This window comes from Streptomyces termitum (genome assembly GCF_014650175.1).
In the GTDB taxonomy this organism is placed as follows: domain Bacteria; phylum Actinomycetota; class Actinomycetes; order Streptomycetales; family Streptomycetaceae; genus Streptomyces; species Streptomyces termitum.
The window spans coordinates 134,072-158,773 of sequence record NZ_BMUL01000001.1 but is presented as its reverse complement, the minus strand read 5'-3'; the positions used below and the strand labels follow the sequence as shown (position 1 = coordinate 158,773).

At 72.5% G+C, this 24,702-nt stretch carries 23 protein-coding genes and 1 pseudogene; 12 read left to right on the top strand and 12 right to left on the bottom strand.

From position 1 onward, the window contains the following. Positions 1–6 precede the first annotated feature (6 nt). From IE219_RS00805 to IE219_RS00785, 5 genes are all read right to left on the bottom strand, one after another. Complete coding sequence (locus IE219_RS00805; protein WP_189974363.1) at positions 7–1,050, bottom strand: class I SAM-dependent methyltransferase; 1,044 nt, start codon at positions 1,048–1,050, stop codon at positions 7–9. Then, a complete protein-coding gene (locus tag IE219_RS00800) occupies positions 1,047–1,889 on the bottom strand; it encodes a class I SAM-dependent methyltransferase (RefSeq protein ID WP_189974362.1) in 843 nt (280 codons plus the stop codon). The genes IE219_RS00805 and IE219_RS00800 overlap by 4 nt, the downstream gene beginning before the upstream one ends. A gap of 93 nt (positions 1,890–1,982) precedes the next feature. Then, the gene (locus IE219_RS00795) at positions 1,983–2,528 is read right to left on the bottom strand and encodes a MaoC family dehydratase (protein ID WP_189974360.1); all 546 of its coding nucleotides are present in this window, start codon (positions 2,526–2,528) and stop codon (positions 1,983–1,985) included. 100 nt (positions 2,529–2,628) lie between these two features. Then, a complete protein-coding gene (locus IE219_RS00790; protein ID WP_189974358.1) occupies positions 2,629–3,813 on the bottom strand; it encodes a trans-sulfuration enzyme family protein in 1,185 nt (394 codons plus the stop codon). A 206-nt stretch (positions 3,814–4,019) separates the two neighbouring features. After that, a complete protein-coding gene (locus tag IE219_RS00785) occupies positions 4,020–5,456 on the bottom strand; it encodes an MFS transporter (protein ID WP_189974356.1) in 1,437 nt (478 codons plus the stop codon). Between the two features lie 165 nt (positions 5,457–5,621). Between IE219_RS00785 and IE219_RS00780 the strand changes: the two genes are divergently transcribed. The 3 genes from IE219_RS00780 to IE219_RS00770 all read left to right on the top strand — a co-directional run bounded on the left by IE219_RS00780 (position 5,622) and on the right by IE219_RS00770 (position 8,960). Continuing rightward, positions 5,622–6,305 carry an HD domain-containing protein gene (locus IE219_RS00780; protein ID WP_189974354.1) on the top strand — a complete coding sequence of 228 codons (684 nt, stop codon included), beginning with the start codon at positions 5,622–5,624 and terminating at the stop codon, positions 6,303–6,305. 197 nt (positions 6,306–6,502) lie between these two features. Continuing rightward, a complete protein-coding gene (locus IE219_RS00775) occupies positions 6,503–7,375 on the top strand; it encodes a glycosyltransferase family 2 protein (RefSeq protein WP_189974352.1) in 873 nt (290 codons plus the stop codon). 379 nt (positions 7,376–7,754) lie between these two features. Beyond that, entirely contained in the window at positions 7,755–8,960 is a 1,206-nt protein-coding gene (locus IE219_RS00770; protein ID WP_189974947.1) for a Cmx/CmrA family chloramphenicol efflux MFS transporter, read from the top strand. Between the two features lie 16 nt (positions 8,961–8,976). Here IE219_RS00770 and IE219_RS00765 read toward each other — a convergent pair whose 3' ends face one another. The 3 genes from IE219_RS00765 to IE219_RS00755 form a co-directional block, all read right to left on the bottom strand. Beyond that, positions 8,977–12,591, bottom strand: a complete 3,615-nt coding sequence (locus IE219_RS00765) for an NACHT domain-containing protein (RefSeq protein WP_189974350.1) — start codon at positions 12,589–12,591, stop codon at positions 8,977–8,979. Positions 12,592–12,673: 82 nt separating this feature from the next. Beyond that, entirely contained in the window at positions 12,674–12,946 is a 273-nt protein-coding gene (locus tag IE219_RS00760) for a DUF4031 domain-containing protein (RefSeq protein WP_189974348.1), read from the bottom strand. A gap of 13 nt (positions 12,947–12,959) precedes the next feature. After that, positions 12,960–13,316, bottom strand: a complete 357-nt coding sequence (locus tag IE219_RS00755) for a DUF8819 family protein (RefSeq protein WP_189974346.1) — start codon at positions 13,314–13,316, stop codon at positions 12,960–12,962. A 134-nt stretch (positions 13,317–13,450) separates the two neighbouring features. On the opposite strand from IE219_RS00755, the gene IE219_RS00750 reads away from it, so the two are divergent. From IE219_RS00750 to IE219_RS00735, 4 genes are all read left to right on the top strand, one after another. Continuing rightward, entirely contained in the window at positions 13,451–14,371 is a 921-nt protein-coding gene (locus IE219_RS00750; protein ID WP_189974344.1) for a MurR/RpiR family transcriptional regulator, read from the top strand. A gap of 146 nt (positions 14,372–14,517) precedes the next feature. After that, positions 14,518–15,447, top strand: coding sequence for an N-acetylmuramic acid 6-phosphate etherase (murQ, locus tag IE219_RS00745; RefSeq protein WP_189974342.1), 930 nt, complete (start codon positions 14,518–14,520; stop codon positions 15,445–15,447). Positions 15,448–15,554: 107 nt separating this feature from the next. Next, positions 15,555–17,066 (top strand): PTS transporter subunit EIIC, encoded by a 1,512-nt coding sequence (locus tag IE219_RS00740; protein WP_189974340.1) that lies wholly within the window; start codon positions 15,555–15,557, stop codon positions 17,064–17,066. A gap of 119 nt (positions 17,067–17,185) precedes the next feature. After that, positions 17,186–17,599 carry a hypothetical protein gene (locus IE219_RS00735; RefSeq protein ID WP_229849570.1) on the top strand — a complete coding sequence of 138 codons (414 nt, stop codon included), beginning with the start codon at positions 17,186–17,188 and terminating at the stop codon, positions 17,597–17,599. Between the two features lie 51 nt (positions 17,600–17,650). Here the strand turns inward: IE219_RS00735 and IE219_RS00730 are convergent, their stop codons facing one another. From IE219_RS00730 to IE219_RS00720, 3 genes are all read right to left on the bottom strand, one after another. Continuing rightward, a complete protein-coding gene (locus IE219_RS00730) occupies positions 17,651–18,640 on the bottom strand; it encodes a Rossmann-fold NAD(P)-binding domain-containing protein (RefSeq protein WP_189974338.1) in 990 nt (329 codons plus the stop codon). Between the two features lie 62 nt (positions 18,641–18,702). Beyond that, entirely contained in the window at positions 18,703–19,587 is an 885-nt protein-coding gene (locus IE219_RS00725) for a hypothetical protein (protein ID WP_189974337.1), read from the bottom strand. Between the two features lie 110 nt (positions 19,588–19,697). Beyond that, complete coding sequence (locus IE219_RS00720; protein ID WP_189974335.1) at positions 19,698–20,876, bottom strand: hypothetical protein; 1,179 nt, start codon at positions 20,874–20,876, stop codon at positions 19,698–19,700. 702 nt (positions 20,877–21,578) lie between these two features. Between IE219_RS00720 and IE219_RS00715 the strand changes: the two genes are divergently transcribed. From IE219_RS00715 to IE219_RS00700, 4 genes are all read left to right on the top strand, one after another. Beyond that, positions 21,579–22,454 carry a helix-turn-helix domain-containing protein gene (locus tag IE219_RS00715; RefSeq protein WP_189974333.1) on the top strand — a complete coding sequence of 292 codons (876 nt, stop codon included), beginning with the start codon at positions 21,579–21,581 and terminating at the stop codon, positions 22,452–22,454. Continuing rightward, on the top strand, positions 22,451–22,657 hold the full coding sequence (locus IE219_RS00710; protein ID WP_189974331.1) for a DUF397 domain-containing protein: 207 nt from the start codon (positions 22,451–22,453) through the stop codon (positions 22,655–22,657). Before IE219_RS00715 ends, IE219_RS00710 begins: the two co-directional genes overlap by 4 nt. Before the next feature lie 69 nt (positions 22,658–22,726). After that, positions 22,727–22,996 carry a DUF397 domain-containing protein gene (locus IE219_RS00705; protein WP_189974329.1) on the top strand — a complete coding sequence of 90 codons (270 nt, stop codon included), beginning with the start codon at positions 22,727–22,729 and terminating at the stop codon, positions 22,994–22,996. A gap of 37 nt (positions 22,997–23,033) precedes the next feature. Further along, the gene (locus tag IE219_RS00700; protein ID WP_189974328.1) at positions 23,034–23,309 is read left to right on the top strand and encodes a DUF397 domain-containing protein; all 276 of its coding nucleotides are present in this window, start codon (positions 23,034–23,036) and stop codon (positions 23,307–23,309) included. Positions 23,310–23,383: 74 nt separating this feature from the next. On the opposite strand, the gene IE219_RS00695 is transcribed toward IE219_RS00700, so the two are convergent. Continuing rightward, the gene (locus IE219_RS00695; RefSeq protein WP_189974326.1) at positions 23,384–24,550 is read right to left on the bottom strand and encodes an RNA-guided endonuclease InsQ/TnpB family protein; all 1,167 of its coding nucleotides are present in this window, start codon (positions 24,548–24,550) and stop codon (positions 23,384–23,386) included. 47 nt (positions 24,551–24,597) lie between these two features. On the opposite strand from IE219_RS00695, the pseudogene IE219_RS31510 reads away from it, so the two are divergent. After that, positions 24,598–24,702: pseudogene (locus IE219_RS31510) on the top strand (IS200/IS605 family transposase); the annotation flags it as partial.

Genomic DNA, 24,702 nt, shown 5'->3' with positions numbered 1-24,702 from the left:
GGGGGGTTACGGGCGGACTTCGTAGACCGCGTTCACGGGCGTCTCGTTCGCGCGCCGCCAGCGGGTGAAGCCGGCCTCCTCGGCGATGGCGCGGAAGGCCCGCTCGCCCGAGTGGTTGCCGAGCGCGTGCGGACCGCGCTGGGCGACGGCGACCGGCAGGCACATCACGGCGGACAGGGCCATGAACATGCGGGCGGCCGGGGTCTGGACGTCGACGTCCCGCGGGGAGACGTTGGACTCGACGAGCATCCAGGTGCCGTCGGCGTCCAGCGAGCCCAGCACGTGCTGGGCGGCGGCGACCGGGTCGCCCATGTCGTGCAGGGCGTTGAAGAAGCAGACCAGGTCGTAGCCGGTGCCGGGGTAGTCGTCGGCGGAGGCGACCTCGAAGACGACCCGGCCGGAGAGACCGGCCTCCTCGGCCAGCTCGCGGGCGATCGCGATGGCCTCCTCGGAGTAGTCGAAGCCGTGCACGGTGGCGTTGGGGAACGCCTTCGCGATGAGGAGGGTGGTGTGGCCGACGCCGCAGCCGACGTCCGCGACCGTGCCGCCCGCCGCCAGCTTGTCGGTGACCTGGTGCAGCGAGGGCAGCCAGTCGGGCACCAGCTTGTGCTCGTACGTCGGCTGGAAGAAGGAGCCCATGCCGGTGTCGAGGGCGGCGTCGTGCTCGGCCCAGCCGACGCCGTCGCCGCTGCGGTACGCCTCGACCAGCAGGTCCTCGGTGGCGTACAGCGCCTTCAGGGCGGTGAAGAAACCGGCGGCGAAGGTGACGGCCTTCGGGTCGGCGAGCACCTCGGCGTGGTCGGCGGGCAGGGTGTACGTGAGCGAGCTCGGGTGCCGCTCGACGTATCCGGCGGAGAGCTGGGCGTGCAGCCACTCCTCCACGTACCGCTCGTTCGTGCCGGTCTTCGCCGCCAGGTCCCCGGCGGTGATCGGGCCGTGGTCGGCGAGGGCCCGGTAGAGGCCGAGGCGCTCGCCGAGCGCGACGGTCAGGCCGCGCACCGCCGCGCCGGCGTCGGTGATGACTCTCTGGTGGAAGTCGTGGGCGCTCACGCGGCCACCTCCTGGCTGGTCGTCGGCAGGTCGCAGGTGAAGAGGAAGGAGCGGGGGACGCCGGGGACGGTGCGGGCGGGCACCGGGTAGGGCCAGCGCTCGAAGTCGGCGCCGTCCTCGCCGGGCTGCCGGACCTCGCGGACGTCCCAGCCGCACTCGGCGAGCAGGGCCTCGGGCTCCTCGGTGCCGAAGAGCCAGGGGTTGCCGTCCTCCGCCAGCGCCTTCATGAAGCTCCGGGCCAGCGGGTTGACCAGGGCGGCCCGGGAGATGACGTCGCCGAGCAGCACGGAGCCGGGGGCGGCGTGCGCGGAGAGCGTCGAGATCAGGGTCCGTACGGCCTGCTCGGGGAGGAAGAACAGCAGGCCCTCGACGACCCAGAGGACGGGCTCGTCGCTCTTCCAGCCGGCCTCCTTCAGGGCGCCGGTCCAGTCCTGGGTGAGGTCGACGGGGACGGCGACCCGGGTGCGGCCGGCGGGGGCCGGCTCGTCCTTCAGCATCCCGGCCTTGGCGTCGAGGAGGGCGGGGCGGTCGAGCTCGTAGACGGTGACGCCGTCGGGCCAGGGCAGCCGGTAGAAGCGGGTGTCCATGCCGGCGGCGAGGAAGACGACCTGGCGGATGCCGCGCTCCCGGACGGTCCGGACGACGGCCCGGTCGAGGTAGGTGGTGCGGATGGCGAGGAAGGGCACGATGCCGCCCCCGTCGTAGCGCTTCAGCAGCTCGAAGCCGATCTCGTCGGCGACGGTGCGCGCGTAGGGATCGGCGAACAGCCGGTCCTCGCGCTCGGTCTCCAGGGCCCGCGCTGCGGCGGTCCACTGGGCGGTGCGGGATACGGCCTCCACGGGAGGTCCCCCTTCGGTCGGTGTGGGAAGTGCGAGCGGGTGGGGAGGTGGTGCGGGCGGCCGTGTTCAGGGCCGGGCGGGCATACGGACCCGTCAGGCGGTCATGGCCGGCACACAGCGCTTCGCCCGCGCGCCGCCGGCGCAGCCGACGGGATCCTGGGCCGCGGGCAACGACGACGGATGCGCGGCGTCGGTCTCGGCCGGTCGGCGGCGGAAGATGCTGTGCAGGATCATGCTGAACACGGCCGCCCCGTCGGCGGCCACCAGCGTGCACCGCGGTTTGACGGTGCCGGTGGCGGGATTGAACGGCGACGGGGTGGCGCCGAGGATCTCGACGCGGGCGGTCAGGACGTCGCCCGGGCGGACGGGCCGCAGGTAGCGGACCTCGTCGATGCCGGGCGAGCCGAGACAGTCGCTGTAGGCGAGCAGTCCGTCCACGTACCGGCGCATGAAGAGCGCCTGGGTGTGGAAACCGCTCGCGATCAGACCCTTGAAGGGCGAGTCCTTCGCCCGCTCGGGATCCGTGTGGAAGGGCTGCGGGTCGAAGCGCCTGCCGAACTCCAGCACCTCCTCCGCCGTGACGGTGACGGCGCCCAGCTCGTGGACGTCGCCGGGCCGGAAGTCCTCGAAGTAGCGCATCGCGCGCCCCCCTTGACCTAGGAGTTCTACGTTTCCTGGCATCACCCAATCTACGAATCAACCATTTATTTTGTCAACCCAAAAGAAGGCTCAAGGGCCCTCATTCCAGGGCCTGTTCCACATCCGCCCACAGGTCCTCGACCGCCTCGATGCCCACCGACATCCGGACCAGCCCCGGCGCCACCCCGGCCGCCGCCAGCTCGGCCCCGTCCAGCTCCCGGTGCGAGGTCGAGGCCGGGTGCGTCACCAGCGTCTCCACGCCGCCCAGCGAGAGCGCCAGCCGGCCGATCCGGACCCGCTCGATGAAGGCCCGGCCCGCCTCCCGGCCGCCCGCCAGCTCGAAGGAGAGCAGCCCGCCGCCGCCCGAGAGCACCTTCCTGGCCAGGGCGTACGAGGGGTGCGACGGCAGCCACGGGTAGTGCACGGCCGTCACCTCCGGCCGCCCCTCCAGCCGCTGTGCCAGCACCGCCGCGCCGGCGCAGTGCTCGCGCATCCGCAGCGGCAGCGTCGGTATCCCGCGCAGCACCAGCCAGGCCGCGAACGGGTCGGCGCAGGCGCCGAGTTCGACCGTGCGCGGCCAGATCCGGCGGCGCAGCCCGTCGTCGGCGAAGACGGCCGCGCCGCCCAGTACATCGGAATGGCCGGAGAGGTACTTGGTGGTGGAGTGGACGACGACGTCCGCGCCCAGCTCCAGCGGGCGGCACAGCACCGGCGAGGCCAGCGAGTTGTCCACCATGCTCAGCACCCCCAGGCGGCGGGCGGCGGCGAGCAGTCCGGGCAGGTCGGGGACCTGCCCGGTGGGGTTGGCGACGGTCTCCAGGACCAGCAGCCGGGTCGCCGGGTGCACGGCCGCCGCCTCGAACTCCGCCGGGTCGTCGCCGGAGATCCGGACGACCTCGATCCCGTACCGCGCGGCGAGGTCGGCCAGGACCGCGTGCGTCCCGCCGTACAGGCAGCGCTGGGCCACCACCCGGTCGCCCGGCTTGAGCAGCGCCAGCAGGACGCCGCTGATCGCGCCCATCCCGGAGGAGAAGGCGAGGGCACAGGCCCCCCGCTCCAGCCCGGCGAGGGTCCGCTCCAGGGCCCGGACGGTCGGATTGCCCCGGCGGCCGTAGACGTACCGGCCGTCGGGGTCCGCCATCGCGCCGGCCAGCGCGTCGGCGGAGTCGAAGGCGAAGGCGGAGGACTGCACGAGCGGCACGGAGAGCGGCCAGCTCCCCTCGGGGAAAGGCTCGTTGACGACGTGGACGGCACGGGTGGCCAGGTCCAGGGGCTTGGGTTCCATGGGTGCCTGCTTCCTCTCGGTACGGGTCTTCCGGTACGGATCCCGGATGCGGTACGGGTCTCCCGGCACGGGGCCCGGCACGGGCTTCTCGGTACGGGTCTCCCGGTGCGGGTCCCTCGGTACGGGTCCCCGGCGCGGGAAAAGGGGCCGCCCGACGTCCGGGACGGACATCGGGCGGCCCCTTCGGGGTACGGCTGCCGGACGGGTCAGGCGGAGACCTTCTCGCCCTGCGCGGCGGGGGCGGCGGCCTCGGCGGCGGCGGCCTTGTCGCCCTTCATCACCAGGAGGGTGACGACACCGCCGACGGCGGCGATGATCGCGGCGCCGACGAAGGCGGACGAGAAGCCCTCGGTGAGCTTGGGCAGGTTGCCGAGCTGGTCGGCGCCCTGCGACATGGCGACCGCGGTGAGGGCGGCGAGGCCGAGGGCCGAGCCGACGTTGTAGGTGGTGTTGACGATGCCGGAGGCGAGGCCCGCCTGCTCCTGCGGGGCGCCGGACATGGCGGTCATCATCGTCGGGATGTAGGCGAGGGACATGCCGAGCGCGGCGACCAGCGAGGCCGGCAGGACGTCCACCAGGAAGGTGCCGGTGGGCTCGACCGCGGCGAGCCAGACCAGGCCGGCGGCGAGGACCAGCAGGCCGCCGCCGATGAGCGGCTTGGCGCCGACCTTCATCATCAGGCGGGCGGTGATGGCCGTCATGAAGATCATCAGGAGGACGGTCATCGGGAGCAGCGCGGCACCGGACTCGAAGGCGCCGAAGCCGAGGACCTGCTGGAGGTAGAGGTTCAGGAAGTACCACATCGGGATCCAGGCGGCGCCGAGCAGCGTCATCGCCAGGTTGGCCGAGCCGAGGCGCGGGACGCGCCAGACGCTGAGCGGCATGAGCGGCTCGCGGATCGACTTCTGGATCACGAAGAAGAGGATCAGCAGGGCGGCGGCGCCGGCCAGCTGGAGGATCGTGCCGGTGGAGCCCCAGCCGACCTCGGGGGCGCGGACCACGGCGAAGACGGCGAGCGCGAGGCCGGCGGTGACGGCGACGGCGCCGAGGACGTCGACGGAGCCGCGGCGGGACTCGACGTTCGGGAGGAGCTTGGTGGCGGCGAGGGTGGCCAGGCCGATCGGGATGTAGATGATGAAGACCCACTGCCAGGCGGCCCACTCGGTGAAGACGCCGCCGAGGAAGACGCCCGCGGTGCCGCCGGCCGGGGCCGCGGCGCCGTACAGCGCCATCGCCTTGCCGAGCTCCTTCGGGTCGTGCATGAAGAGCATCATCAGCAGGGTCATCGCGGAGGGCGCGATGAGCGCGCCGCCGACGCCCTGCACGGCGCGGCCCGCGATCTCGACCCAGGCGGTCTGCGCGGCGGCGGCGAGGACCGAGCCGGCGATCATCACGGCCCAGCCGGTGACGAAGATCTTGCGGGCCCCGACGAGGTCGGAGAGGCGGCCGCCGAGGAGGAGCAGGCCGCCGAAGACGATCACGTAGGCGTTGAAGACCCACTGGAGTTCGCCCTGGCTGAAGCCGAGGTCCTTCTGCATCTCGGGGAGCGCGACCCCGATGATCGAAGTGTCCATGATGACCATGAACTGCGCGGTGGCGAGCACGAGAAGTGCCCACCAGCGCCGGGGGTTGACGGTTGACATCGCACTGCCCTTCACTCGCGGCCGAGGACCGGCAAGAGGCCGGTCACATACCCCAGGGGGGTACCTTCGCGGAGCACCGTAGCATACCCATGGGGGGTATGTAAGGGAGAGGGCGGCGCGACCTGTCGCCGCGTCAGCGGGGCCCCCGCCGGGCACAATGCGGCCATGACCGCAACCGAGGACAGCGACCTCCTCCGGCGCTGGAACAGCACCCTGCTCGCCGCCCGCGCCGGCCGCGAGGGTCCCGACCCCGCCCCGTACGGCCTCGACCTGCTCGCCCGCTGGGCCGAACCCCAGCGCCGCTACCACACCACCGCCCACCTGCGGGCGGTCCTCGACCGCGTCGACGAACTCACCGACCAGGGCGGCGAGGGCGGAGAGCTCGAACTCGTCCGGCTCGCCGCCTGGTTCCACGACGCCGTCTACCGCCCCGACCGCTCCGAGAACGAGGAACGCTCCGCCAACCTCGCCGAACGAGCCCTGAACGAAGCCGGGTTGACCCCGCACGAGGTCGCGGAGGTGGCCCGCCTGGTCCGCCTCACCACCACCCACGACCCGGCCGAGGGCGACCTCAACGGCGAGACCCTCTGCGACGCCGACCTCGCCGTCCTGGCCGGCGACCCCGATACCTACAGGGGGTATGCGGCGGCGGTCCGGGAGGAGTACGGCTTCGTCCCCGACGACACCTTCCGCGAGGGCCGCGCCGCCGTCCTGCGCCACCTCCTCGACCTCCCCCGCCTCTTCCGCACCCCCTACGGCGCCGCCGCCTGGGAGGAAAGGGCACGGGCCAACATGGAGAAGGAACTCGCGGAACTCGCCACCCCGCTCCGGACCGACGCCGAAACGTGATCAAGGAACTCCGGGGCCGCCGGCCGGATCATCCGGCCCCGCCACGACACCACCGACACCACCCCGCCCCCGACCCGCCACCGCGCCCGCCGTCCTCACCGGCGCCGCACGAGGACGACCACCCGTCCGAGGTGGGCCGTCTCCCGGACGGCCAGACGGCGACGGGAAGAATCCCGGCGCGGACGAAGGACCGGACCTTGAGCACTGGCGCGCCCCGTGTCGGGGCGGTCGTCCTGACGATGAACGACCGTCCCGACGAGTTCCCCCGGGCCATGGACTCCCTCCTCGCGCAGAAGGGTGTCGAGCTGGACGTGGTGGTGGTCGGCAACGGCTGCGTTCCCGCCCAGGTCCCACCCGGGGTGAAGACGATCGCCCTGGAGGAGAACGTCGGCATCCCCGAGGGCCGCAACATCGGCGCGCAGGCGGTCGACGGCGAACTGCTGTTCTTCTTCGACAACGACGCTGTCCTGCCCGGCACCGACGCCCTCGCCCGCCTCGCCGCCGCCCTTCACGACGAGCCGGCCCTCGCCTACGCCCAGCCCCGGATCGCCGACCCCGACACCGGGACCACCGTGCGCCGCTGGGTCCCCCGCCTGCGCGCCAAAGACCCGACCCGGCCCGGCATCGTCACGGTCATGGCCGAAAGCGTCGTCATGATCCGCCGCAGCGCCTTCGACACCGCCGGAGGCTGGCCCGGCGACTTCTTCCTGTTCCACGAGGGCATCGACCTCGCCTGGCGGCTCTGGAACCACGGCGGCACCGGCCGCTACCTGCCCGACATCCTCGTCCACCACCCCGCGACCAGCCCCGCCCGCCACGACCGCTTCTACCGCCTCAACGCCCGCAACCGCGTCTGGCTCGCCCGCCGCAACCTCCCCGCGCCCCTGATCCCGCTCAACCTCGCCGCCTTCGCCCTGCTCAGCCTCTGCCGCTTCCGTGAGAAGGCCGCACTCCGCGCCACCCTCGCGGGCTTCCGCGAAGGGCTGCGCGGCGGCCACGGCCACCGGACGCCCATGAGCTGGCACACCGTCGCCCGCCTCACCCGCGCCGGACGCCCCCCGATCCTCTGAACCGCCCGGATCCTCCTCGCCCTGATCGGCAGGCCGGCAGGGCGCTCCGCTCCGGGCGAGGTGTCCGTGCGCGGGCGTGCGGGGATGCCGCTTCGGACTCTCCCGCGGCCTGGGCAGGGCCTTCTTCTCGGCTGCGAGCCGCTTGCGCTTCTTCCGGACCCAACGCACCAGGCAGGCGAAGAATCCGGCCACCCCCGCCCGCGCGTCTCGCATGCCGAGAAAAAACCGGCTCGCCGGAATGACAGGAACCAATCCCCCGTTCACCCATGTCATGCCGTCTCCCTCCGCCGAGCCCGCCCCCCGGCCCTCCCCGACGACCGCCGCCACCCCCGACCCGGCCCCCGCCACCGCCTCCGGCGCGGCCCCCGCCCGTCCCCGGATGCCCCTCGCCGTCTACATCCTCGGACTCTCCGTGTTCGCGCTCGGCACGAGCGAGTTCATGCTCTCCGGTCTCGTGCAGCACATCGCCGCGGACATGGACGTCTCCATCCCGCAGGCCGGCCTGCTCATATCCGCCTTCGCCATCGGCATGGTCGTCGGCGCGCCCCTGCTCGCCGTCGCCACCCTCCGGCTCCCCCGCAGGACCGCCCTCGTCGCCCTCATCACCGTCTTCGGCCTCGGCCAGGTCGCGGGCGCGCTCGCCCCCGACTACCCGGTCCTCTTCGCCTCCCGCGTGGTCAGCGCCCTCGCCTGCGCCGGCTTCTGGGCCGTCGGCGCCTCCGTCGCCATCGCGATGGTCCCCTTCGACGCCCGCGCCCGCGCCATGGCCGTCATGATCGGCGGCCTCTCCATCGCCAACGTCCTCGGCGTCCCCGCCGGCGCCTTCCTCGGCGAGCACCTCGGCTGGCGCGCCGCCTTCTGGGCCGTCGGCATCGCCTCCGCGATCGCCCTCGTCGGCGTCCTCACCCGCATCCCGCGCATCCCGCTGCCCGAGACCAGGCCCCGGCTGCGCCGCGAGCTGACCATCTACCGCGACCGGCAGGTCCTCCTCGCCGTCGTCATCACCGCCCTCGCGGCGGGCGGCGTCTTCTGCGCCTTCTCCTACCTGGCCCCGCTCCTCACCGACGTCTCCGGCCTCGGCCAGGGCTGGGTCTCCCCCGTCCTCGCCCTCTTCGGCATCGGCGCCCTGATCGGCACCATGATCGGCGGCCGGGTCGCCGACGCCCACCTCTTCGGCGTCATGCTCACCGGCATCACCGCCTCCACCGTCTTCCTCGCCACCCTGGCCCTCTTCGCCACCAGCCCGGCCGTGACGGTCGTCCTCTCCTTCCTCCTCGGCGTCTCCGCCTTCTTCACGGCCCCCGCCCTCAACGCCCGCATGTTCAACGTCGCCGGCGCCGCCCCCACCCTGGCCGCGGCCACCACCACGGCCGCCTTCAACCTCGGCAACACCGCCGGCCCCTGGCTCGGCGGCACCGTCATCGACGCGGACCTCGGCTACACCTCCCCGGCCTGGGCGGGCGCCGCCATGACCCTCCTGGGCCTGGGCGCGGTGGTCCTCGCCCTCCGGCTGGGCCGGTCCCGCTCGCGGGTGGTCACGGGCGCCCCGGCGACCGAACCGGAGCCCGCCCCCGCCGCGCCCTAGCGGGAACGGCCGGGGTTCAGCGGCGGTCCTTCGGGAAGGTGATGACGCCCCCGACCCGGGAGATCGCCACCAGGACCTCCGGGTCGAGGCCGCAGTCGTGGGAGAAGCGGGTCCCGCGCAGCCGTCCGCCCACGGTGGTACGGGAGAGGACCTCGCCGGTCCGGAAGTCGCACAGCCACAGCTCCCCGAGCCGGGTGAGGACCAGCAGCCGGTCACCCGTCTCGGGCGCCCGCAGCGCCTTCGTCCCGCCGGGGACCGGCATCCGCCAGGCGAGCTCCCGCTCCCCGTCCCCGAGCCGCCAGCCGTACAGGACGCCGTCCATGGCGAGCGCCGCCATGCCGGAGGAGGCGCGGAAGGCGAAGCCCTCGACCTCTTCGCCGTACTCCACCGGGAAGTCCAGTCCCGCGGCGTCCATCAGGGCCACGGGCCCCTGGGCGTCGACCGCCGCCACGAACCGGCTGTCCAGGGTCAGCAGGGCGTTGCCGTAGGACGAGTGCATCCCGACGTTCCGGCCGTGCTGCGGGCAGCCGACCGAGTGGACGACGTCCCAAGACCCCCCTCCTTCGTCGGAGGCATGGAGCAGGTCGAGCCCCTCCGTGCCCTCCACCAGCGCGAGAATCCCGTTTCTCCCCGTCATGTAGATCATGAACCTCCCCTCCATCCTGGGGAATGCGACGGTTCCCAGCACCTGGCCCGCGTCCTCGTCGTACAGCGTGAACATCTGCTCGTCGAAGGAGACCTCCGCCAGCGCCATGCGGTCCCCCCATCTGACGGGCATGGCGCTGACACCCGACGTGATGCCGGCACGGACGACGGCCCCCGTGCGGGCGTCGACGAGCGAACTGTCCGACTCGTCTCCGTACCACCAGACGGTCTCCGACCAGTCGTCGATCCGCACGAGCCTGGGGTCGCCCTCGAAGGGCAGCCGGACGGGTTCCCGGTCGAGCCGTCCGTCGGGCCAGCACAGGACGTGCGTGCCGTCGCCCACCGCGACCGCGCCGCTGGAGTGGCAGAGCGCCGGCTGCCAGCGCCACCCGTCGTCCAGGAGGTCCTTGTCCCACCGGGCCCCGGTGAGGTCGGCCCCCGAGAGGTCGATCCCCTGGAGCCGGGCTCCCTTCAGGTCGGCTCCCCGCAGGTCCGCGCCCGAGAGCGACACCCGCGGGCTCCCCTCCGGCGGGTCGAAGCCCTCCAGCTCGGTGTTCCGCAGGTCGGCCCCCTCCAGGCTGTCGCCGGACAGGGCGAGCAGGTTGAGGCAGTTGCCGGCCAGGGTTCCCGGCATGGGGTCGGTGCTGGACTCGCCGACCGTCTCCAGCAGCCGCTCGCGCCGGTCCGGGTGCCCGGCGGTCATCGCGCGCAGGAACGCGTACACCGCCTCGTTCAGCCCCTCCCGGCCGAACGAGAACATGACCTTGTGCACCGGCTCCGCCCCGAACCGGCGGATCGGCGGCAGCTTCCCGTCCGCCGGGCGGGCCTCGAAGTACTCCGACCAGGTCGGCGTCTTTGTCCCCTCCCCCGCGCCGGGAATCATGCCGAGGAAGTCCCCGCCGAGGATGCCCAGTTCGGCGGCGTACTTGAACGCGGCGAAGAACTCCAGGAGCGACTTGTGGGAGGGCCCGTAGTCCCCCTCCCCGTCGCGCACCAGCATGCCCTGGTTGCGCATGTCCTGTTCCCAGAAGTCGAGGTCCTTCGCGCTCTTCACGGCGGAGCCGAAGCAGGACCTCAGCTTGTCGGGGAAGTCGCGGTAGTTGAGGGCCAGGACGCCGGTCCTCAGCATCTCGTCCGACACCTCGCACAGGAAGAGGACCTTGTCCGCGCGCGAGGTGAAGGTCCGCTCCGCCTTCACGTCCCGGTCCATCTTCCGCTGCACGGCGTAGAGGTAGACGCGGGCCAGGTCGACCTCCGCGCCCTGCTCGATCTCCGGCAGGGCGTCGATGACCAGCTCGAACATGACGGCGCGGCCCAGCAGTTCCCGCACGTCGTCGTTGTCCATGACGAGCCTGATCTTGTCCTCGGGCAGGTCGTGCCGCAGGACGGTCTCGATCTGCTCGTCGTCGAAGCGGTCCAGTTCGACGATGTCGAAGGCCGGGGCGCCCTCCGGCGGCACGGAGGCCGTCGCGCCCACCTTGGCGTCGAACAGCTCGCGCGCCTCCTGCGCCGAGCGGAAGTGCTCCTTGCGGCTGCTGAGCAGGACCTTCGCGCCGGGTTCGACCACGCCGGCCAGTTCCCAGAAGTTCGCGACGACGGTGTGCTGGTCGGCGCGGGCGGCCATCTCGTCGAAGCCGTCGAAGATGAGGAGCAGCCGGCCCATCCGGTTGAGCACCCGGAAGACGTCGTAGCTGCGCAGGTCGATCTTGTGCTTGTTGAAGAAGAACTCCGAGACGAGCCCCTGCACGGTGGTCTGCTTGGCGTAGTCGCGGAGCGGGATCAGCAGCGGGACGCGGGGGCGCGGCACGCCCCGGCGCTTGGCGTCGCGCCAGCCCCGGGCCATCTCGCCGGCCAGGTGCAGGGCGAACCACGTCTTGCCCATGCCGAACTCGCCGAGCACCGACAGGTGCCGCTTGGTGGGCTCCTGGAGCCAGGCCGCCACGTATCCGCCGAGGCCGCCGTCCTTCCAGTGGTAGGCGCTGGTGGCGATCGGGTGCTGGGTGGCGGGGTCGATCTCCTCCTTGCGGCAGGAGACGGGGACGTACCGCAGGTCGACGCCCCGGCGCCGTACCTCCTCCTCGATCCATTCGATGTACGGCTCGAAGTCCGCTTCCAGGTCGATGAGTTCGTCGAAGGAGTAGCAGAACAGCACGTCGTCGGAGTCCTCGGCCAGGCGGCGGGCGGCCTGGCTGACCCGGAGCCGGGCCAGGCCCCAGCCCTCGGCGGCGGCCTCGGCGGCGACCAGGCCGTCGAGGAGCCGCAGGTGGTGCGGCAGCAGTTCGCCCTCGACGCAGAGCATCACCGTCCGGTCGAAGCGGCCGGGGCGGCGCTGCGGGATGTCGACGAGCAGGGCGACGGTCTCCCCGTCCGGCTCCCAGACCCGCCGGACCTCGTAGCCGACGGCGGTGAACCACTCGCGCACGTCCTGGGCGAGCCGCTGCGCCGGGGAGAGGTCGGACCGGCCGGGTTCGGTGCGGGCGCGGTGGCTCTCCTCGTCGACCCGGGTCCTGGCCATCTGTTCGAGGAAGAGGCCGCCGAGCGCGTCCACCTTCTGTTCGAGGCGGACCTCGTGCGGGGCGCGGCTGCGGTCGACGAGCGACTGGAAGGCGGTGGTGAAGGCGGCGACGTGCTCCTCGAAGCCGTGCTCCAGGTGCCCGAACTCCCGCGTCTCGCGGTTGCGGACGACGGCCTCGTCCGCCTCGCGGCGCAGCCGGTCCCAGTCCCCGTCCCCGAAGGAGCGCCGGAACGCCTCCGTGACGTACTCGTCGCGGAAGAAGGCGAGGACGGAGGCCGCGCGGCCGTGGCAGTACTCGATGAGGGTGTACGCGTACAGGCTGTGGAAGTCCTGGGGCGGGACCTTGGGGTCGAGGTGGAGCTTCTTGAGCGCCCGGATGACCTTCTCCTGGCGCAGTGCCGCGTCGGAGGCCGGTTTGGCCGCCGCCTTCCCGACGATCCCCGCCGCCGCCACGACGATCTCGAACCCCATCGGTCCCCCCGCTCCCCGGCCCCGCCACTGCCGGGAACCCTAGCGGCGCGGGCCGCGCGGGGGCGGCCGAACGCCCGGTTCCTCACCCCCCGTGCGCCCGCCCCTTCGGTCGCCGCAGGCCCGCTTCCGTGAGGCGGCGGAGGAGTTCCTTGGAGCCGACGGGGACGGCGCCGGCCGTGAGGGCCTTGTCGTACCAGTCGGAGGGGAGGTCGTAGTGGTCGCGGTCGAAGCCGCGGGCGGGGGCGCCGAGGGCGGCGGCGAAGGCGTGGAGTTCTTCGAAGGACGTGTCGCTGACCAGGTGGGACCACATGCGGCCGTGGCCGGGCCAGGTCGGCGGGTCGATGTAGAGGGTCACGCCGGGGTGCCTCTCAGCTCAGGCCGCCGACGGGGGCGACGACGACGCCCTGTTTGCCGCAGACCCAGTGCGGGTCGGGGCCGAGTTCGGGTTCGACGTCGAGGGCGTGGGGGTCGCCCGCGGCGCAGACGGGGCAGAGGGGCCAGCGGCCGTACTGCTCCAGGAGGGCGTCCTGGACGTCCTGGGCGACGAGTCCGGCGACGTACGCGACGCCCTCGGGCCACTGCTCGACCCACCAGCGGCGGTGGGTGACGGCGTCCTCCACCATCGACACGACCTGGGCGGCGGCCACGTCACGGGCGGCGAGGTCGGCCAACACCAGGGCGCGGGCGGCGTGGAGCGCCTGCTCCAGGGGGTCGATGTCGTCCATGGCCCCATTGTCCCCCGTCACCGGCCGAGGACCGGAGGGAGGCGGCCGGGGGAAGCCGGAGGGTCCGAGGTCCCGTCCCGTTCCGGGCCGTCCTGACCCTTGTCCGGCCCACTTTCTGAAAGTATCTTTCAGATGTGACCAATGACGTGAAGGAAACTTTCAGCGGTGAGGCGCCCCCGGCTCCGGCCGCCCTCGCCGCCAAGGTACGGACCCTCTCCCCGTCCATGACCCGTTCCATGCAGCGGGTCGCCGAGGCCGTGGCCGGGGACCCCGCGGGCTGTGCCGCCCTCACGGTCACCGGCCTCGCCGAGCTGACCGGCACCAGCGAGGCCACCGTCGTCCGCACCGCCCGCCTGCTCGGCTACCCCGGCTACCGCGACCTGCGGCTCGCGCTCGCCGGGCTGGCCGCCCAGCAGCAGTCGGGCCGGGCGCCCGCCGTCACCGCCGACATCGCCGTGGACGACCCGGTCGCCGACGTCGTCGCCAAGCTCGCCCACGACGAGCGGCAGACCCTCGCCGACACGGCCGCCGCCCTGGACACGGTGCAGCTCGGCGCCGTCGCCGCCGCCTGCGCGACCGCCCGCCGCATCGACGTGTACGGGGTCGGCGCCTCCGGTCTCGTCGCCCAGGACCTCGTGCAGAAGCTGCTCCGCATCGGGATCGTCGCCCACGCGCACAGCGACCCGCACCTCGCCGTCACCAACGCCGTGCAGCTCCGCTCCGGTGACGTCGCCCTCGCGATCACCCACTCCGGTTCGACCGGCGACGTCATAGAACCGCTCCGGGTCGCCTTCGAGCACGGTGCCACCACCGTCGCGATCACCGGCCGCCCGGACGGCCCCGTCAGCCAGTACGCCGACCACGTGCTGACCACCTCCACGGCCCGCGAGAGCGAGCTGCGGCCGGCCGCCATGTCGTCCCGTACCAGCCAACTCCTCGTCGTGGACTGCCTGTTCACGTGTGTCACACAGCGCACGTACGAGACGGCGGCCCCGGCACTCGCCGCCTCCTACGAGGCCCTCGCCCACCGCCACTCCCCCCGCACCACCCGCTGACCCGGGCCCCTTCCGCCCCCGACCCCGGCCCGACCCCCGGCCCTGGACCCGACTCCGCCCCGCCCCCGACCCCGCACCGCCCGGACCGCCCGCACCGCACCGCCCGCACCGCACCGCCCGGACCCAGGAAAGAAAGCAGCCGCCCCGTGTCCACCAGCACGTACTCCGCACTCCGCGCCCAGCTCGCCACCCTCACCACCGAGGCGTTCCGCCCCGAACTGGCCGAGATCGACCGGCTCTCCACCCTGGAGCTCGCCGGCCTGATGAACGACGAGGACCGGACCGTCCCCGCCGCCGTGGCCCGGGCGCTCCCCGCCATCGCCGCCGCCATCGACGCCACCGCCGAGCGGATGGCCCGGGGCGGCCGGCTGCTCTACCTCGGCGCGGGCACCGCCGGGCGGCTCGGGGTCCTCGACGCGAGCGAGTGCCCGCCCACCTTCAACACCGACCCCGCGCAGGTCGTCGGCCTGATCGCGGGCGGCCCCGGGGCCATGGTGAAGGCCGTGGAGGGCGCCGAGGACTCCAAGGAGCTGGCCGCCGCCGACCTCGACGCGCTGGGCCTGACCGCCGACGACACCGTGGTCGGCATCTCCGCCTCCGGCCGCACCCCGTACGCCATCGGCGCCGTCGAGCACGCGCGGGCCGCCGGGGCGCTCACCATCGGCCTCTCCTGCAACGCCGACAGCGCGCTGGCCGCCGCCGCCGAGCACGGCATCGAGGTCGTGCCCGGCCCCGAGCTGCTCACCGGCTCCACCCGCCTCAAGGCCGGTACGGCGCAGAAGCTCGTCCTCAACATGATCTCGACGATCACCATGATCCGGCTCGGCAAGACCTACGGGAACCTGATGGTCGACGTCCGCGCCTCCAACGAGAAGCTCCAGGCCCGGTCCCGGCGGATCGTCGCCCTGGCGACCGGCGCGCACGACGAGCAGATCGAGGCCGCCCTCGCCGCCACCGGCGGGGAGGTGAAGAACGCCATCCTGATCATCCTGGCCGACGTCGACGCCGCCACCGCCGCCGAGCGCCTGACCGCCACCCACGGCCACCTGCGCGCGGCCCTGCACGCGACCGCCTGAACCCTCCCGGCGGGAAGAGCCCCCCGCCGCCGGACACCCACGTACCGAGCGCCCCCCACGGAACACCCCGTACCGAACACCCCCCGCACCGAAGGCACCACCGCACCATGAGCACAGACGACAAGAACCGCGCCACCGCCGCCGCGATCCTCCCCCTCGTCGGCGGCGCCGGGAACATCACCTCCGTCGCCCACTGCATGACCCGGCTCCGGCTGGGTCTGCGCGACCGCTCGCTCGTCCGGGAGGAGGCGCTGAAGGCCCTGCCGGCCGTGCTGGGCACGGTGGAGGACGACACGTACCAGATCGTCCTGGGGCCGGGCACGGTCGCCCGCGTCACCCCCGCGTTCGAGGCCCTGGTGGCCGAGGGCGCCCCCGCCGGAGAGACCGGCGCCGCCGCGCCCGGGGCCGGGCACACCGCCGAGGAGCTGGCCGACCGGGGCGCCGCCCTCAAGGCCGCCCGGAAGGCGAAGAACTCCACCCCCTTCAAGCTCTTCCTGCGGAAGATCGCGAACATCTTCGTGCCGCTGATCCCCGCCCTCATCGGCTGCGGCATCATCGCCGGTCTCAACGGCCTGCTGGTCAACCTCGGTCGGCTGCCCGGCGTCACCCCGGCGCTCGCCGCCGTCGCGAGCGGCTTCATGGCCCTCATCGCGGTCTTCGTCGGCTACAACACGGCCAAGGAGTTCGGCGGCACGCCCGTCCTCGGCGGCGCGGTCGCGGCGATCATCGTCTACCCGGGCGTCGCCAAGATCGAGGTCTTCGGGCAGCAGCTCTCGCCCGGCCAGGGCGGCGTCCTCGGCGCGCTCGGCGCGGCGGTCCTCGCCGTGTACGTGGAGAAGTGGTGCCGCAGGTGGGTGCCGGAGTCGCTGGACGTCCTGGTCACCCCCACCCTCACGGTGCTCGTCTCCGGCCTGGTCACGGTCTTCGGCCTGATGTACGTGGCGGGCGAGGTCTCGCAGGCCATCGGCGACTTCGCGAACTGGCTCCTGGCGCACGCGGGCGCGGGCGCGGGCTTCCTCCTCGGCGGCCTGTTCCTGCCGCTGGTGATGCTGGGCCTGCACCAGGCGCTCATCCCCATCCACACCACCCTCATCGAGCAGCAGGGCTACACCGTCCTCCTGCCCATCCTGGCGATGGCGGGCGCGGGCCAGGTCGGCGCGGCGATGGCGGTCTACCTGAAGCTGCCCCGCAACGGTTCGATCCGCCGCACGATCAGGTCCGCGCTCCCGGCCGGTTTCCTCGGCGTCGGCGAGCCGCTGATCTACGGCGTCTCGCTGCCGCTGGGCCGCCCCTTCGTCACGGCCTGCGTGGGCGGCGCGTTCGGCGGCGGCTTCGTCGGCCTGTTCAGCATGCTGGGCGACAAGGTCGGCTCCACCGCGATCGGCCCGTCCGGCTGGGCGCTCTTCCCGCTCCTCGACGGCGACAAGGGCCTCGGCACGACGATCGCGATCTACGCGGGCGGGCTGCTCGTCGGCTACGCCGCCGGTTTCACCGCGACCTACTTCTGGGGCTTCAGCCGCGAGATGATCGAGGAGTTCGACATCGACCCCGAAGCGGCACCGCACACCACCCCGGCCACCACCCCCACCGAGCCCACCCCCGAACCGGCCAAGGTCTGACCCCACCCGAAAGGCGGCGGCACCCCTGAAAGGCCCCGCCGCCTTCCCACACCCGCGCACCCCCGCACCCGTCCCCCGCCCCCGTCCCCCGCGCCCGCCCGCACCGGATCGGAGTCCCGATGTCCCGCACCGCGCACCACCTCACCCGCGCCGCCTGGGACACAGAGGCCACCGACGGGACCCCGCCCGGCTCCCCCTGGCACGCCTTGACCCTGTACGACCTCCGGTACGCCTCCCGCACCGAGGGCCCGGTGGGCGCTCCCGCCGCCACCGACCGTGTCCGCCCCACCCACCGCGTCCACCGCGTCCGCCGCCACGTCGCCGTCCACTGGCTCCCGCGCCACCAGCACGACCCCGCCGTGGGCCGCTGGGCGGCCCGGCTGGAGCGCCGCGCCCGCCAGGACCTCCGGGCCCGGCTCGGCGCGGTCCGCCGCCTGGCCCGCACCCCGGGCGGCCCGCTCGACCTCGACGCGGCGGACACCGTGGACGTCCCGCCGGCCCGGCACCGCCACGGCGCCCGCTGGCTGGCCTGACCGGACCGCCGCGCGGGCACGGGCCCGGCCCGGCCTCCCGGCGGGGTGCCGCTACTTCCCCAGCGCGGCCAGCAGTTCGGCTTCCTTGGCGGGGGTGAGGCCGGCGCGGCGGTCGCGGTCGAGGCCCCGTTCGCGTTCCCAGGCCAGGGTGTCGGCGATCATCGTCTCGCGGGGGCGGTGGCGGAGTCCGGCGGCGAGGGCGGCGGCGCCGGAGCGGGCCTGGAAGCCGCTCCAGTCGGCGGCGACGATCCACAGGGGCAGCGATTCGGGGCCCATGAACTCCGTGACGCCCTGGGCGAGCAGCCAGCTCTGGTCGGCCGGGACGACCTCGCCGGTGTGTCCGGCGGCGGCGCGGGACAGGGTGATCCAGTCGCCGAGGGTGACGTTCGGCCCGACGGCGTCGTACGCGCCGGTCAGCCCCTTCTCGGCGGAGTCGAGGATCCAGTCGACGAGGTCGCGGACGTCCACGACGCGGGAGGGCAGGTCGGGCTCGTCGGGGACGAGGAGCGGGCCCTCGGGGTCGCGGGCGGCGCGGGCCGTCCAGTAGCCGGTGCGGTCGCTGATGTCGCCGGGCCCGCCGATGAGCCCGGCCCGGGCGATCAGGAGCCGGTCGCCGACGGCCGCGCCGGAGGCCAGCTCGCAGGCGACCTTCGCCTCCCCGTACAGCTCCCGGTCGACCTCGTCGAGTGCGGTCGGCTCCAGCAGGGCGGCGGACTCGTCGGCGCCGATCTCGGCGTGCGAGGCGTAGACGTTCCCGGACGAGACGTACGTCCAGTGCCGGGCCCGGGGGCCGACGGCGGCGAGCGCCTCCCGGACGAAGCCGGGCTGCCAGGACACCTCGACCACGGCGTCCCAGTCCCGCTCCCGCACCGCGTCGTACGCCCCCGGCTCCCGCCGGTCCGCGACCACCAGCTCGGCCCCCTCGGCCACCCCTCCGCTCTCCCCGCGCGCGAGACACGTCACCGCGTGCCCCCGCGCCAGCCCCCGCCGCGACACTTCGCGGCCCACCCATGCCGTCCCGCCCAGCACCAGAATGTCCATGCGGCCCAGTGGACCACCCGAACTCCCGTACCAGGCAGTCCGTTCGCCCCCGGCGGAGGATGTCAGCCGTCCGCGAAAATCTCCTCGGCGGTGGCGGCGGTGACGGCGCGGGCGAGCCAGCCGCGCAGCACGTCCGGGTCGTCGCAGGCGGTGACCCGGTCGCGCACCTCGTCGGAGACGTCGAGTCCGCGCTGCTCCAGGACGAGCAGTATGGCGTCGATACCGCCCTGCGCCAGCCCCTCGGTACGGCCTTCCGCCCGAAGCTCCTCGGAAAGGTACGACTTGTAGAAGGAGAGGTCCGTGGCCACCAGGTTCCTCCAGATCTTCTGGGCCGGGCGCTTGCTGAGCCCCTGCGCGGTGAACTCGATGAGGGGGTCCGCGACCTCCTCGGGCAGGTCCCGGAGTGCCGTGGACAGTGCTTTCAGTATGTCACCGATGTCCGGATCACCCGCGTGGGTGATGGCCGACAGGGTGGCGAGGGCCAGGTCTCCCCGGGCCCGGACCGGGTCGGCGATGACCGGCATGTTGTGGGGGCCCACGACGGTGGGGCGGACGATGAGGGTCGGCATGCCGGGCGGCCCGCAGGCCACCTCCCGTGCGGCCCACGCGGCGGTGGCCCGGTTCTGGCAGACGACGAGCAGTGCGGTCGGCAGTTGGTACTTCGTCCACAGGTACGCGGCGTAGTACGCCCAGCTGGCGTGCTTGGCCGGGTCCTTCTTGCCCTGCGACTCGATGGCCAGGAGCAGGGATCCCTCCGTCGCGCTGTCGAACTTCAGGAGGGTGTCCACCCGGCGTTCGACGGGTTTCGTCTCGGTGAGGTCGGTGGGCAGGAGAACGGCCTCGACGGGGGTGGGGAGGCGGATCCCCAGCAGCCTCGACAGTCGGCTGAACAGCATCGGATCGTGCTGGAAGATCCGGTGCAGCGCCTCGTGGGGCGGGTTGACCATGGGTTCCTCGGGCGTTGGTGGAGGGGGGAACGGGCAGCCGGGGAGGGAGAGTTGTCCACAGGGCTTTCCACAGGGTTATCCACAGGCGGTGGATTTCGGGGATCTGCCGTTCAGGGTGTGCAGGCCGGGCACGGGCCCGCTTGTGGGGCGCGGTGGGCGCGGTCGCATTTGTCGCAGTTCTGGAGGGGGTGGAGGGGTGGGGTCGGGGGCTGGAAGGAGGGGAGGGGTGGGAGGTCGTGGGTGAGGCGGTGGGCGATCAGGGCGGCCGGGCGGTAAAGGGGGTCGGGCGGCAGGTCGTGGGCGAGGGCCCGGGTGACGTCTTCGGGGGTGAGGTCACGTTCGAGCCAGGCGGCAACCCCTGAGGTCAGGTGTTCGGCATCGGTCTCGGAGACCAGCAGCCTCGGGTCCTCCCGGCGCAGCCCCGCCACCACCGTCCAGGCCGTCTCCAGGAGCGCCCGCGCGGGGAACAGCGGCTGCGGTACGGGAGGCAGCGCCCGGGGCCGGGCGGGTGCGGGGCGCGGGCGGCGGGGCGGCGGGACGGTCGCCGCCGGGGGCTGCGCGGGCGCCGGGGGCCGCGTGGACGGCTGCACCGGGGGGCGTACGGGCGGCTGGACCGGGGGCCGTACGGGCGGCTGGGCCGGGGGGCGCATAGGCGGCTGGGCCGGCCGCGCGGACGGCCGGGACGAGGGTCGTACGGGCGGACGGGCCGGGGGCTCGTCGCCGGTGGGCGGACAGGCCGGGAGGTCGCCGCCGGTGGGCGGACGGGACGGAGGTTCGGCGCCGGTGGGTGGGGGGTCGTCGCCGGTGGGTGGACAGGGCGGGGGCTCGGCGCCGGTGGGCGGACGGGACGGAGGTTCGGCGCCGGTGGGTGGGAGGTCGGCGCTGGTGGGTGGGGTGGGCTGGAGGAGGGCGAGGATTTCGGTTGTCACCGGGGAGGCGGGGGTTCGGCGGAGGGGTGGGAGTTCCCGGTCGGCGGGGTTTCGGTAGCGGGCCGGGTAGTTGTGGGAGATCGTCACCGTCGCGAACTGGCCCTCGTCGTCCTGGACCACGATCCGGCTCAGGTAGCCGTGTTCCTCCAGTTCCCGCAGCCCCTTGGCGATCGTCGCCTTGCTGGTGCCCGACTCGCGGAAGCGCTCGTAGAGGCTCTGGACGCTGATCTCGCCGCCCTCGGGCACGTTCTGGATGTGCACGGAGAGCCCGATCGCGTTGGGCGACAGCTTCACGTTGCGGCCGAGGTGGTTGCCGACCATCAGGAAGTCCCTGGCGTGCCGGACGTTGTCGTGGATCACGCCGCCGAAACGCATCCCCCGGCAGTGCACCCGGATGCTGCGCCGACGCGGTCGGGTACGGCGCTTCTTCTCCGAGTCCGGGGACGCGGAGGGAGGGCAGGCAGTAATGTTCTGGGTATCCATCAGGAAGGTTTCTGGCTTCCTCGATTGGTCAGGCCCTCGCCGGGAGTGCAAGTCCCGCCGGGGGCCGACTCATGTGTGTCTGGAGTTCGGTCAGGCCGAGCGTAGATCAGACAACCCACCCAAAAGACCGCTCAGTTGGCATATTCACCCTCGCGGGTGACCAGCGCCTTCGCGGGGAGGCGGGTGGGGTCGGGTTGGTTCTTCCTTCTGCTGTCGTCGCCCCTTGGTAGGGAGCGGCCAGGCCACCGAAGGCCGGGATCCCGGCCTTCGGTGAACCGGATTCCCCAGAAGTTATCCACAGCCCAGCCGTACTCCGGTGGACAACTCACCCCACCCCTCCACAGCACAGGCGGCGGCGTCCGGCAACCCGTTTCCCATATTCGCTGTGGACACGTTCCGTTGCGCTCACAGTCGTCCCGTGGCGCACGACTCGGGCACGCCGCCGGCCGCACCCGGACACGACTCCGCATCCGATGCGGACGGTCACTGTCCGGAGTCTGTCCAGCGCTGTCCGGCCTGTCCGAGTCGTTCGCCCGGGTAGATCTGAGGCGTCGTGAGGACGCGAGGGAAAGGTGCGAGATGGTGGTGGACGACGGTGCGCAGAACCTTACGGACGAGGCGGACGAGCCCGGTTGGGACGTGGACCCCAATGACGAGTGGGGTGTCGCCGTCATCGCCACCGTGGGACGGCAGTTGAAGCTCCGGCGCGAGGCGGTCGGCATGCGCGCCGCCGTCTTCGGCGAAGCCGTCGGCTACGGCGAGGCGCTCATCTACAAGATCGAGGGCGGGAAGCGGATCCCCCGCCCCGAGTTCCTGGACAAGGCCGACCAGGTCCTGGACGCGCGCGGCCTGATCGCCGCGATGAAGGAGGACGTCAAGAAGGTCCGGTACCCGAAGAAGGTGCGGGACATGGCGAAGCTGGAGGGCAAGGCGGTCGAGATCGGGGTCTACGAGTCCAACAGCATCCACGGCCTGCTCCAGACGCCGGAGCACGCCCGCATCCTGATCGGGGCCGCGCAGCCGCCGTACTCGCCGGACAACGTGGAGCGCATGGTGGCCGCTCGTCTGGCCCGCCAGTCGGTCTTCGAAAGGGACCCGGCCCCGTCGATTCACTTCGTCATGGAAGAGGCCCCGCTGCATCGTCGGGTTGGGGGCACAATGGCGTGGCGACAGCAGCTCGAACGTCTGCTGGAGGTGGGCCGCATGCGGCACGTCACGCTTCAGATCATGCCGACGAACACGGACGCCCACCCGGGGCTGGACGGCAGGATCGAGCTGTTGAAGTTCCCGGACGGTACGGCGGTGGGGCGCTCGGACGGCGAGTTCAACGGAAGCACGGTCTTCGAACCGAGGAAGATCCGCATCCTTGAGCTGCAATATGGCACCATCCGAGCGCAGGCGCTTCCGCCTCGGGAGTCGCTTGCTCTCATCGAACAACTGCTGGGAGAAACATGATCCGCAACACCCCGGCCGGGGACGCCTCCGAACTGTCCTGGTTCAAAAGCAGCTACAGCAGCGGGACCAACGGCGAATCCTGCATCGAGATCGCCACCACCCCCGCCACCATCCACGTCCGCGACTCCAAGTGCCTCGGCGGCCCCCAGCTCGCCCTGGCACCCACCGCGTGGGCCAACTTCGTCTCGTACGCGGCCGTCTGAGGCCGTCCTGAACGATGGGGCGGACGGATCGCCGTCCGCCCCACCGGAACATCGACCGTTGGGAGAGCCATGATCCGCGACACCTCGCACGGACCCACCTCCGAACTCGTCTGGTTCAAGAGCAGCCACAGCAGTGGCAACGACGGCGAATCCTGCATCGAGGTCGCCCTCGACTGGCGCAAGAGCAGCTACAGCGGCGGCAACAACGGTGAATCCTGCGTCGAGTTCGCCGCCTGCCCCACCACCGTCCACGTCCGCGACTCCAAGTGCCTCGACGGACCCCAGCTCGCCCTGGCCCCCACCGCGTGGGCCGCGTTCGTCTCGTACGCCGCCGTCTGATTCCGCTTCACCGGAGCACCGACTGCCAAGGAGAGACATGATCCGCGACACCCCGCCCGGACCCACCTCCGAACTCGTCTGGTTCAAGAGCAGTTACAGCAGCGGCACCGACGGCGAATCCTGCATCGAAGTCGCCCTCGACTGGCGCAAGAGCAGCTACAGCAGCGGCAACAACGGTGAATCCTGCGTCGAGTTCGCCGCCTGCCCCACCACCGTCCACGTCCGCGACTCCAAGTGCCTCGACGGACCCCAGCTCGCCCTCGCCCCCACCGCGTGGGCCGCGTTCGTCTCGGCCCTGTCCTCGTCAACTTGACCCGGTCCTGAAGGGCCGGGTTTGGAGGTAGCGCCCGACTGGCTGCTGGGTTGGCTCCTCCGTCCAGACACCCCTTATGGGGTGGCAGGGACGCGTGACTCACGCCCCGCGGTCCACACGGTTACGCCCTTGCGGGCGAGGTTGCGGGACGCGTTGTCGTCCGCGTTGGACAGGAACCCGCAGGCCCGGCACGCGAACGTCGCTTGCGACTGGCGGTTGCGCCGGTCGATATGGCCGCACTCGGAGCACTGCCGGCTGGTGTACGCCGGATCGACGTACACCAGCGGCACCCCGGCCCGGCGTGCCTTGTACTCAAGGAACGCGCCGAGCTGCTGGAAGCTCCACGAGTGCAGGGAGGTCCGCTGGTCCTTGCGGAGCCGTACCCGGCCGCGGATGCCCGTGAGGTCTTCCAGGGCGATACCGGAGCCGGTGCGTTCAGCGGCGGTGACGATCGTCTTCGAGACGACGTGGTTGACGTTGGCGGTGTGCCGGGCTTCCTTGCGGGAGCGCTTCTTGAGCAGGCGCTTCGCGGACTTGGTGCCCTTGGCCTGCAACTTGCGCCGCAGGTCGAGCTGCCGCTTGCGGTGCCGGTTCAGGCCGCGCCCGGCGGCGCGGTAGCCGGTGGACGTGGTGGCGATGTTGATGATGCCGAGGTCAACGCCGACGAACCCGGCAGGGTCCTCGTTCAGCGGGGCCTCGGGCACCTCGCACACGGCGACCAGGTAGAACACGCCATCGCGCTCGATCAGGTCGGCTTCGCCCTTGCGGTACTCCCGCAATGTCCTGAGCGCGCCGGGAGAGCAGGCGAAGCGGACGTTCTTGATCCGACCTGCGGTGGTCCAGATACTCACGGTCTGCTGGTCGTATTGCCAGGACAGGCACCGGTCGTCATACGGCTGCGCCGCCTCGGGCCGGAACGTGACCGGCTTGGACTCCGCCTTGATCCGACGCTTCGAACCCGGCTTGCCCAGGTTCCCCGCCCGGATGTTCGCCTTCAACGCGGTGTAGGCGTCGCGGGTCTTCCTGATGACATGCTGCGCGGCCTGCGCCCCCAGCCCCCGCGCCTTCAACTCGGTGTAGGTGTGCTTGCGCAGCTCGTACTCACGCGGCACACCCTGTTCGAACGCCACCGCCGACACCCAGCAGGCGGCCTCGTTGACCGTGCGCAGAGTGGAGCGCAGCGCGGCGGCCTGATCGGCCTCCGGCATCAGCTTCACCTGAGTCACGAGCTTCACGGCCATGATCGTAGCGTTGACCTATGTCACCTCGATGAGAGCCGAACCCCGACATTCGCAGGGGTAGAACCGTCGTCCACACCCTCCACGCCCACTTGGTCTTCACGCCCAAGTACCGGCGTGGCCCCCTCACCGATGAGATCCTCACGCGCTGCGAG

What these genes read in the sequence shown, in the direction of transcription:
- IE219_RS00740 (WP_189974340.1), top strand. Translation starts at nt 15,555, where the DNA reads ATGAGCACAGACGACAAGAACCGCGCCACCGCCGCCGCGATCCTCCCC.
- IE219_RS00785 (WP_189974356.1), bottom strand. Translation starts at nt 5,456, where the DNA reads ATGTCAACCGTCAACCCCCGGCGCTGGTGGGCACTTCTCGTGCTCGCC.
- IE219_RS00730 (WP_189974338.1), bottom strand. Translation starts at nt 18,640, where the DNA reads ATGGACATTCTGGTGCTGGGCGGGACGGCATGGGTGGGCCGCGAAGTG.
- IE219_RS00770 (WP_189974947.1), top strand. Translation starts at nt 7,755, where the DNA reads ATGCCCCTCGCCGTCTACATCCTCGGACTCTCCGTGTTCGCGCTCGGC.
- IE219_RS00695 (WP_189974326.1), bottom strand. Translation starts at nt 24,550, where the DNA reads ATGGCCGTGAAGCTCGTGACTCAGGTGAAGCTGATGCCGGAGGCCGAT.
- IE219_RS00725 (WP_189974337.1), bottom strand. Translation starts at nt 19,587, where the DNA reads ATGGTCAACCCGCCCCACGAGGCGCTGCACCGGATCTTCCAGCACGAT.
- IE219_RS00795 (WP_189974360.1), bottom strand. Translation starts at nt 2,528, where the DNA reads ATGCGCTACTTCGAGGACTTCCGGCCCGGCGACGTCCACGAGCTGGGC.
- IE219_RS00790 (WP_189974358.1), bottom strand. Translation starts at nt 3,813, where the DNA reads ATGGAACCCAAGCCCCTGGACCTGGCCACCCGTGCCGTCCACGTCGTC.
- IE219_RS00700 (WP_189974328.1), top strand. Translation starts at nt 23,034, where the DNA reads ATGATCCGCGACACCCCGCCCGGACCCACCTCCGAACTCGTCTGGTTC.
- IE219_RS00780 (WP_189974354.1), top strand. Translation starts at nt 5,622, where the DNA reads ATGACCGCAACCGAGGACAGCGACCTCCTCCGGCGCTGGAACAGCACC.
- IE219_RS00715 (WP_189974333.1), top strand. Translation starts at nt 21,579, where the DNA reads ATGGTGGTGGACGACGGTGCGCAGAACCTTACGGACGAGGCGGACGAG.
- IE219_RS00765 (WP_189974350.1), bottom strand. Translation starts at nt 12,591, where the DNA reads ATGGGGTTCGAGATCGTCGTGGCGGCGGCGGGGATCGTCGGGAAGGCG.
- IE219_RS00755 (WP_189974346.1), bottom strand. Translation starts at nt 13,316, where the DNA reads ATGGACGACATCGACCCCCTGGAGCAGGCGCTCCACGCCGCCCGCGCC.
- IE219_RS00705 (WP_189974329.1), top strand. Translation starts at nt 22,727, where the DNA reads ATGATCCGCGACACCTCGCACGGACCCACCTCCGAACTCGTCTGGTTC.
- IE219_RS00735 (WP_229849570.1), top strand. Translation starts at nt 17,186, where the DNA reads ATGTCCCGCACCGCGCACCACCTCACCCGCGCCGCCTGGGACACAGAG.
- IE219_RS00710 (WP_189974331.1), top strand. Translation starts at nt 22,451, where the DNA reads ATGATCCGCAACACCCCGGCCGGGGACGCCTCCGAACTGTCCTGGTTC.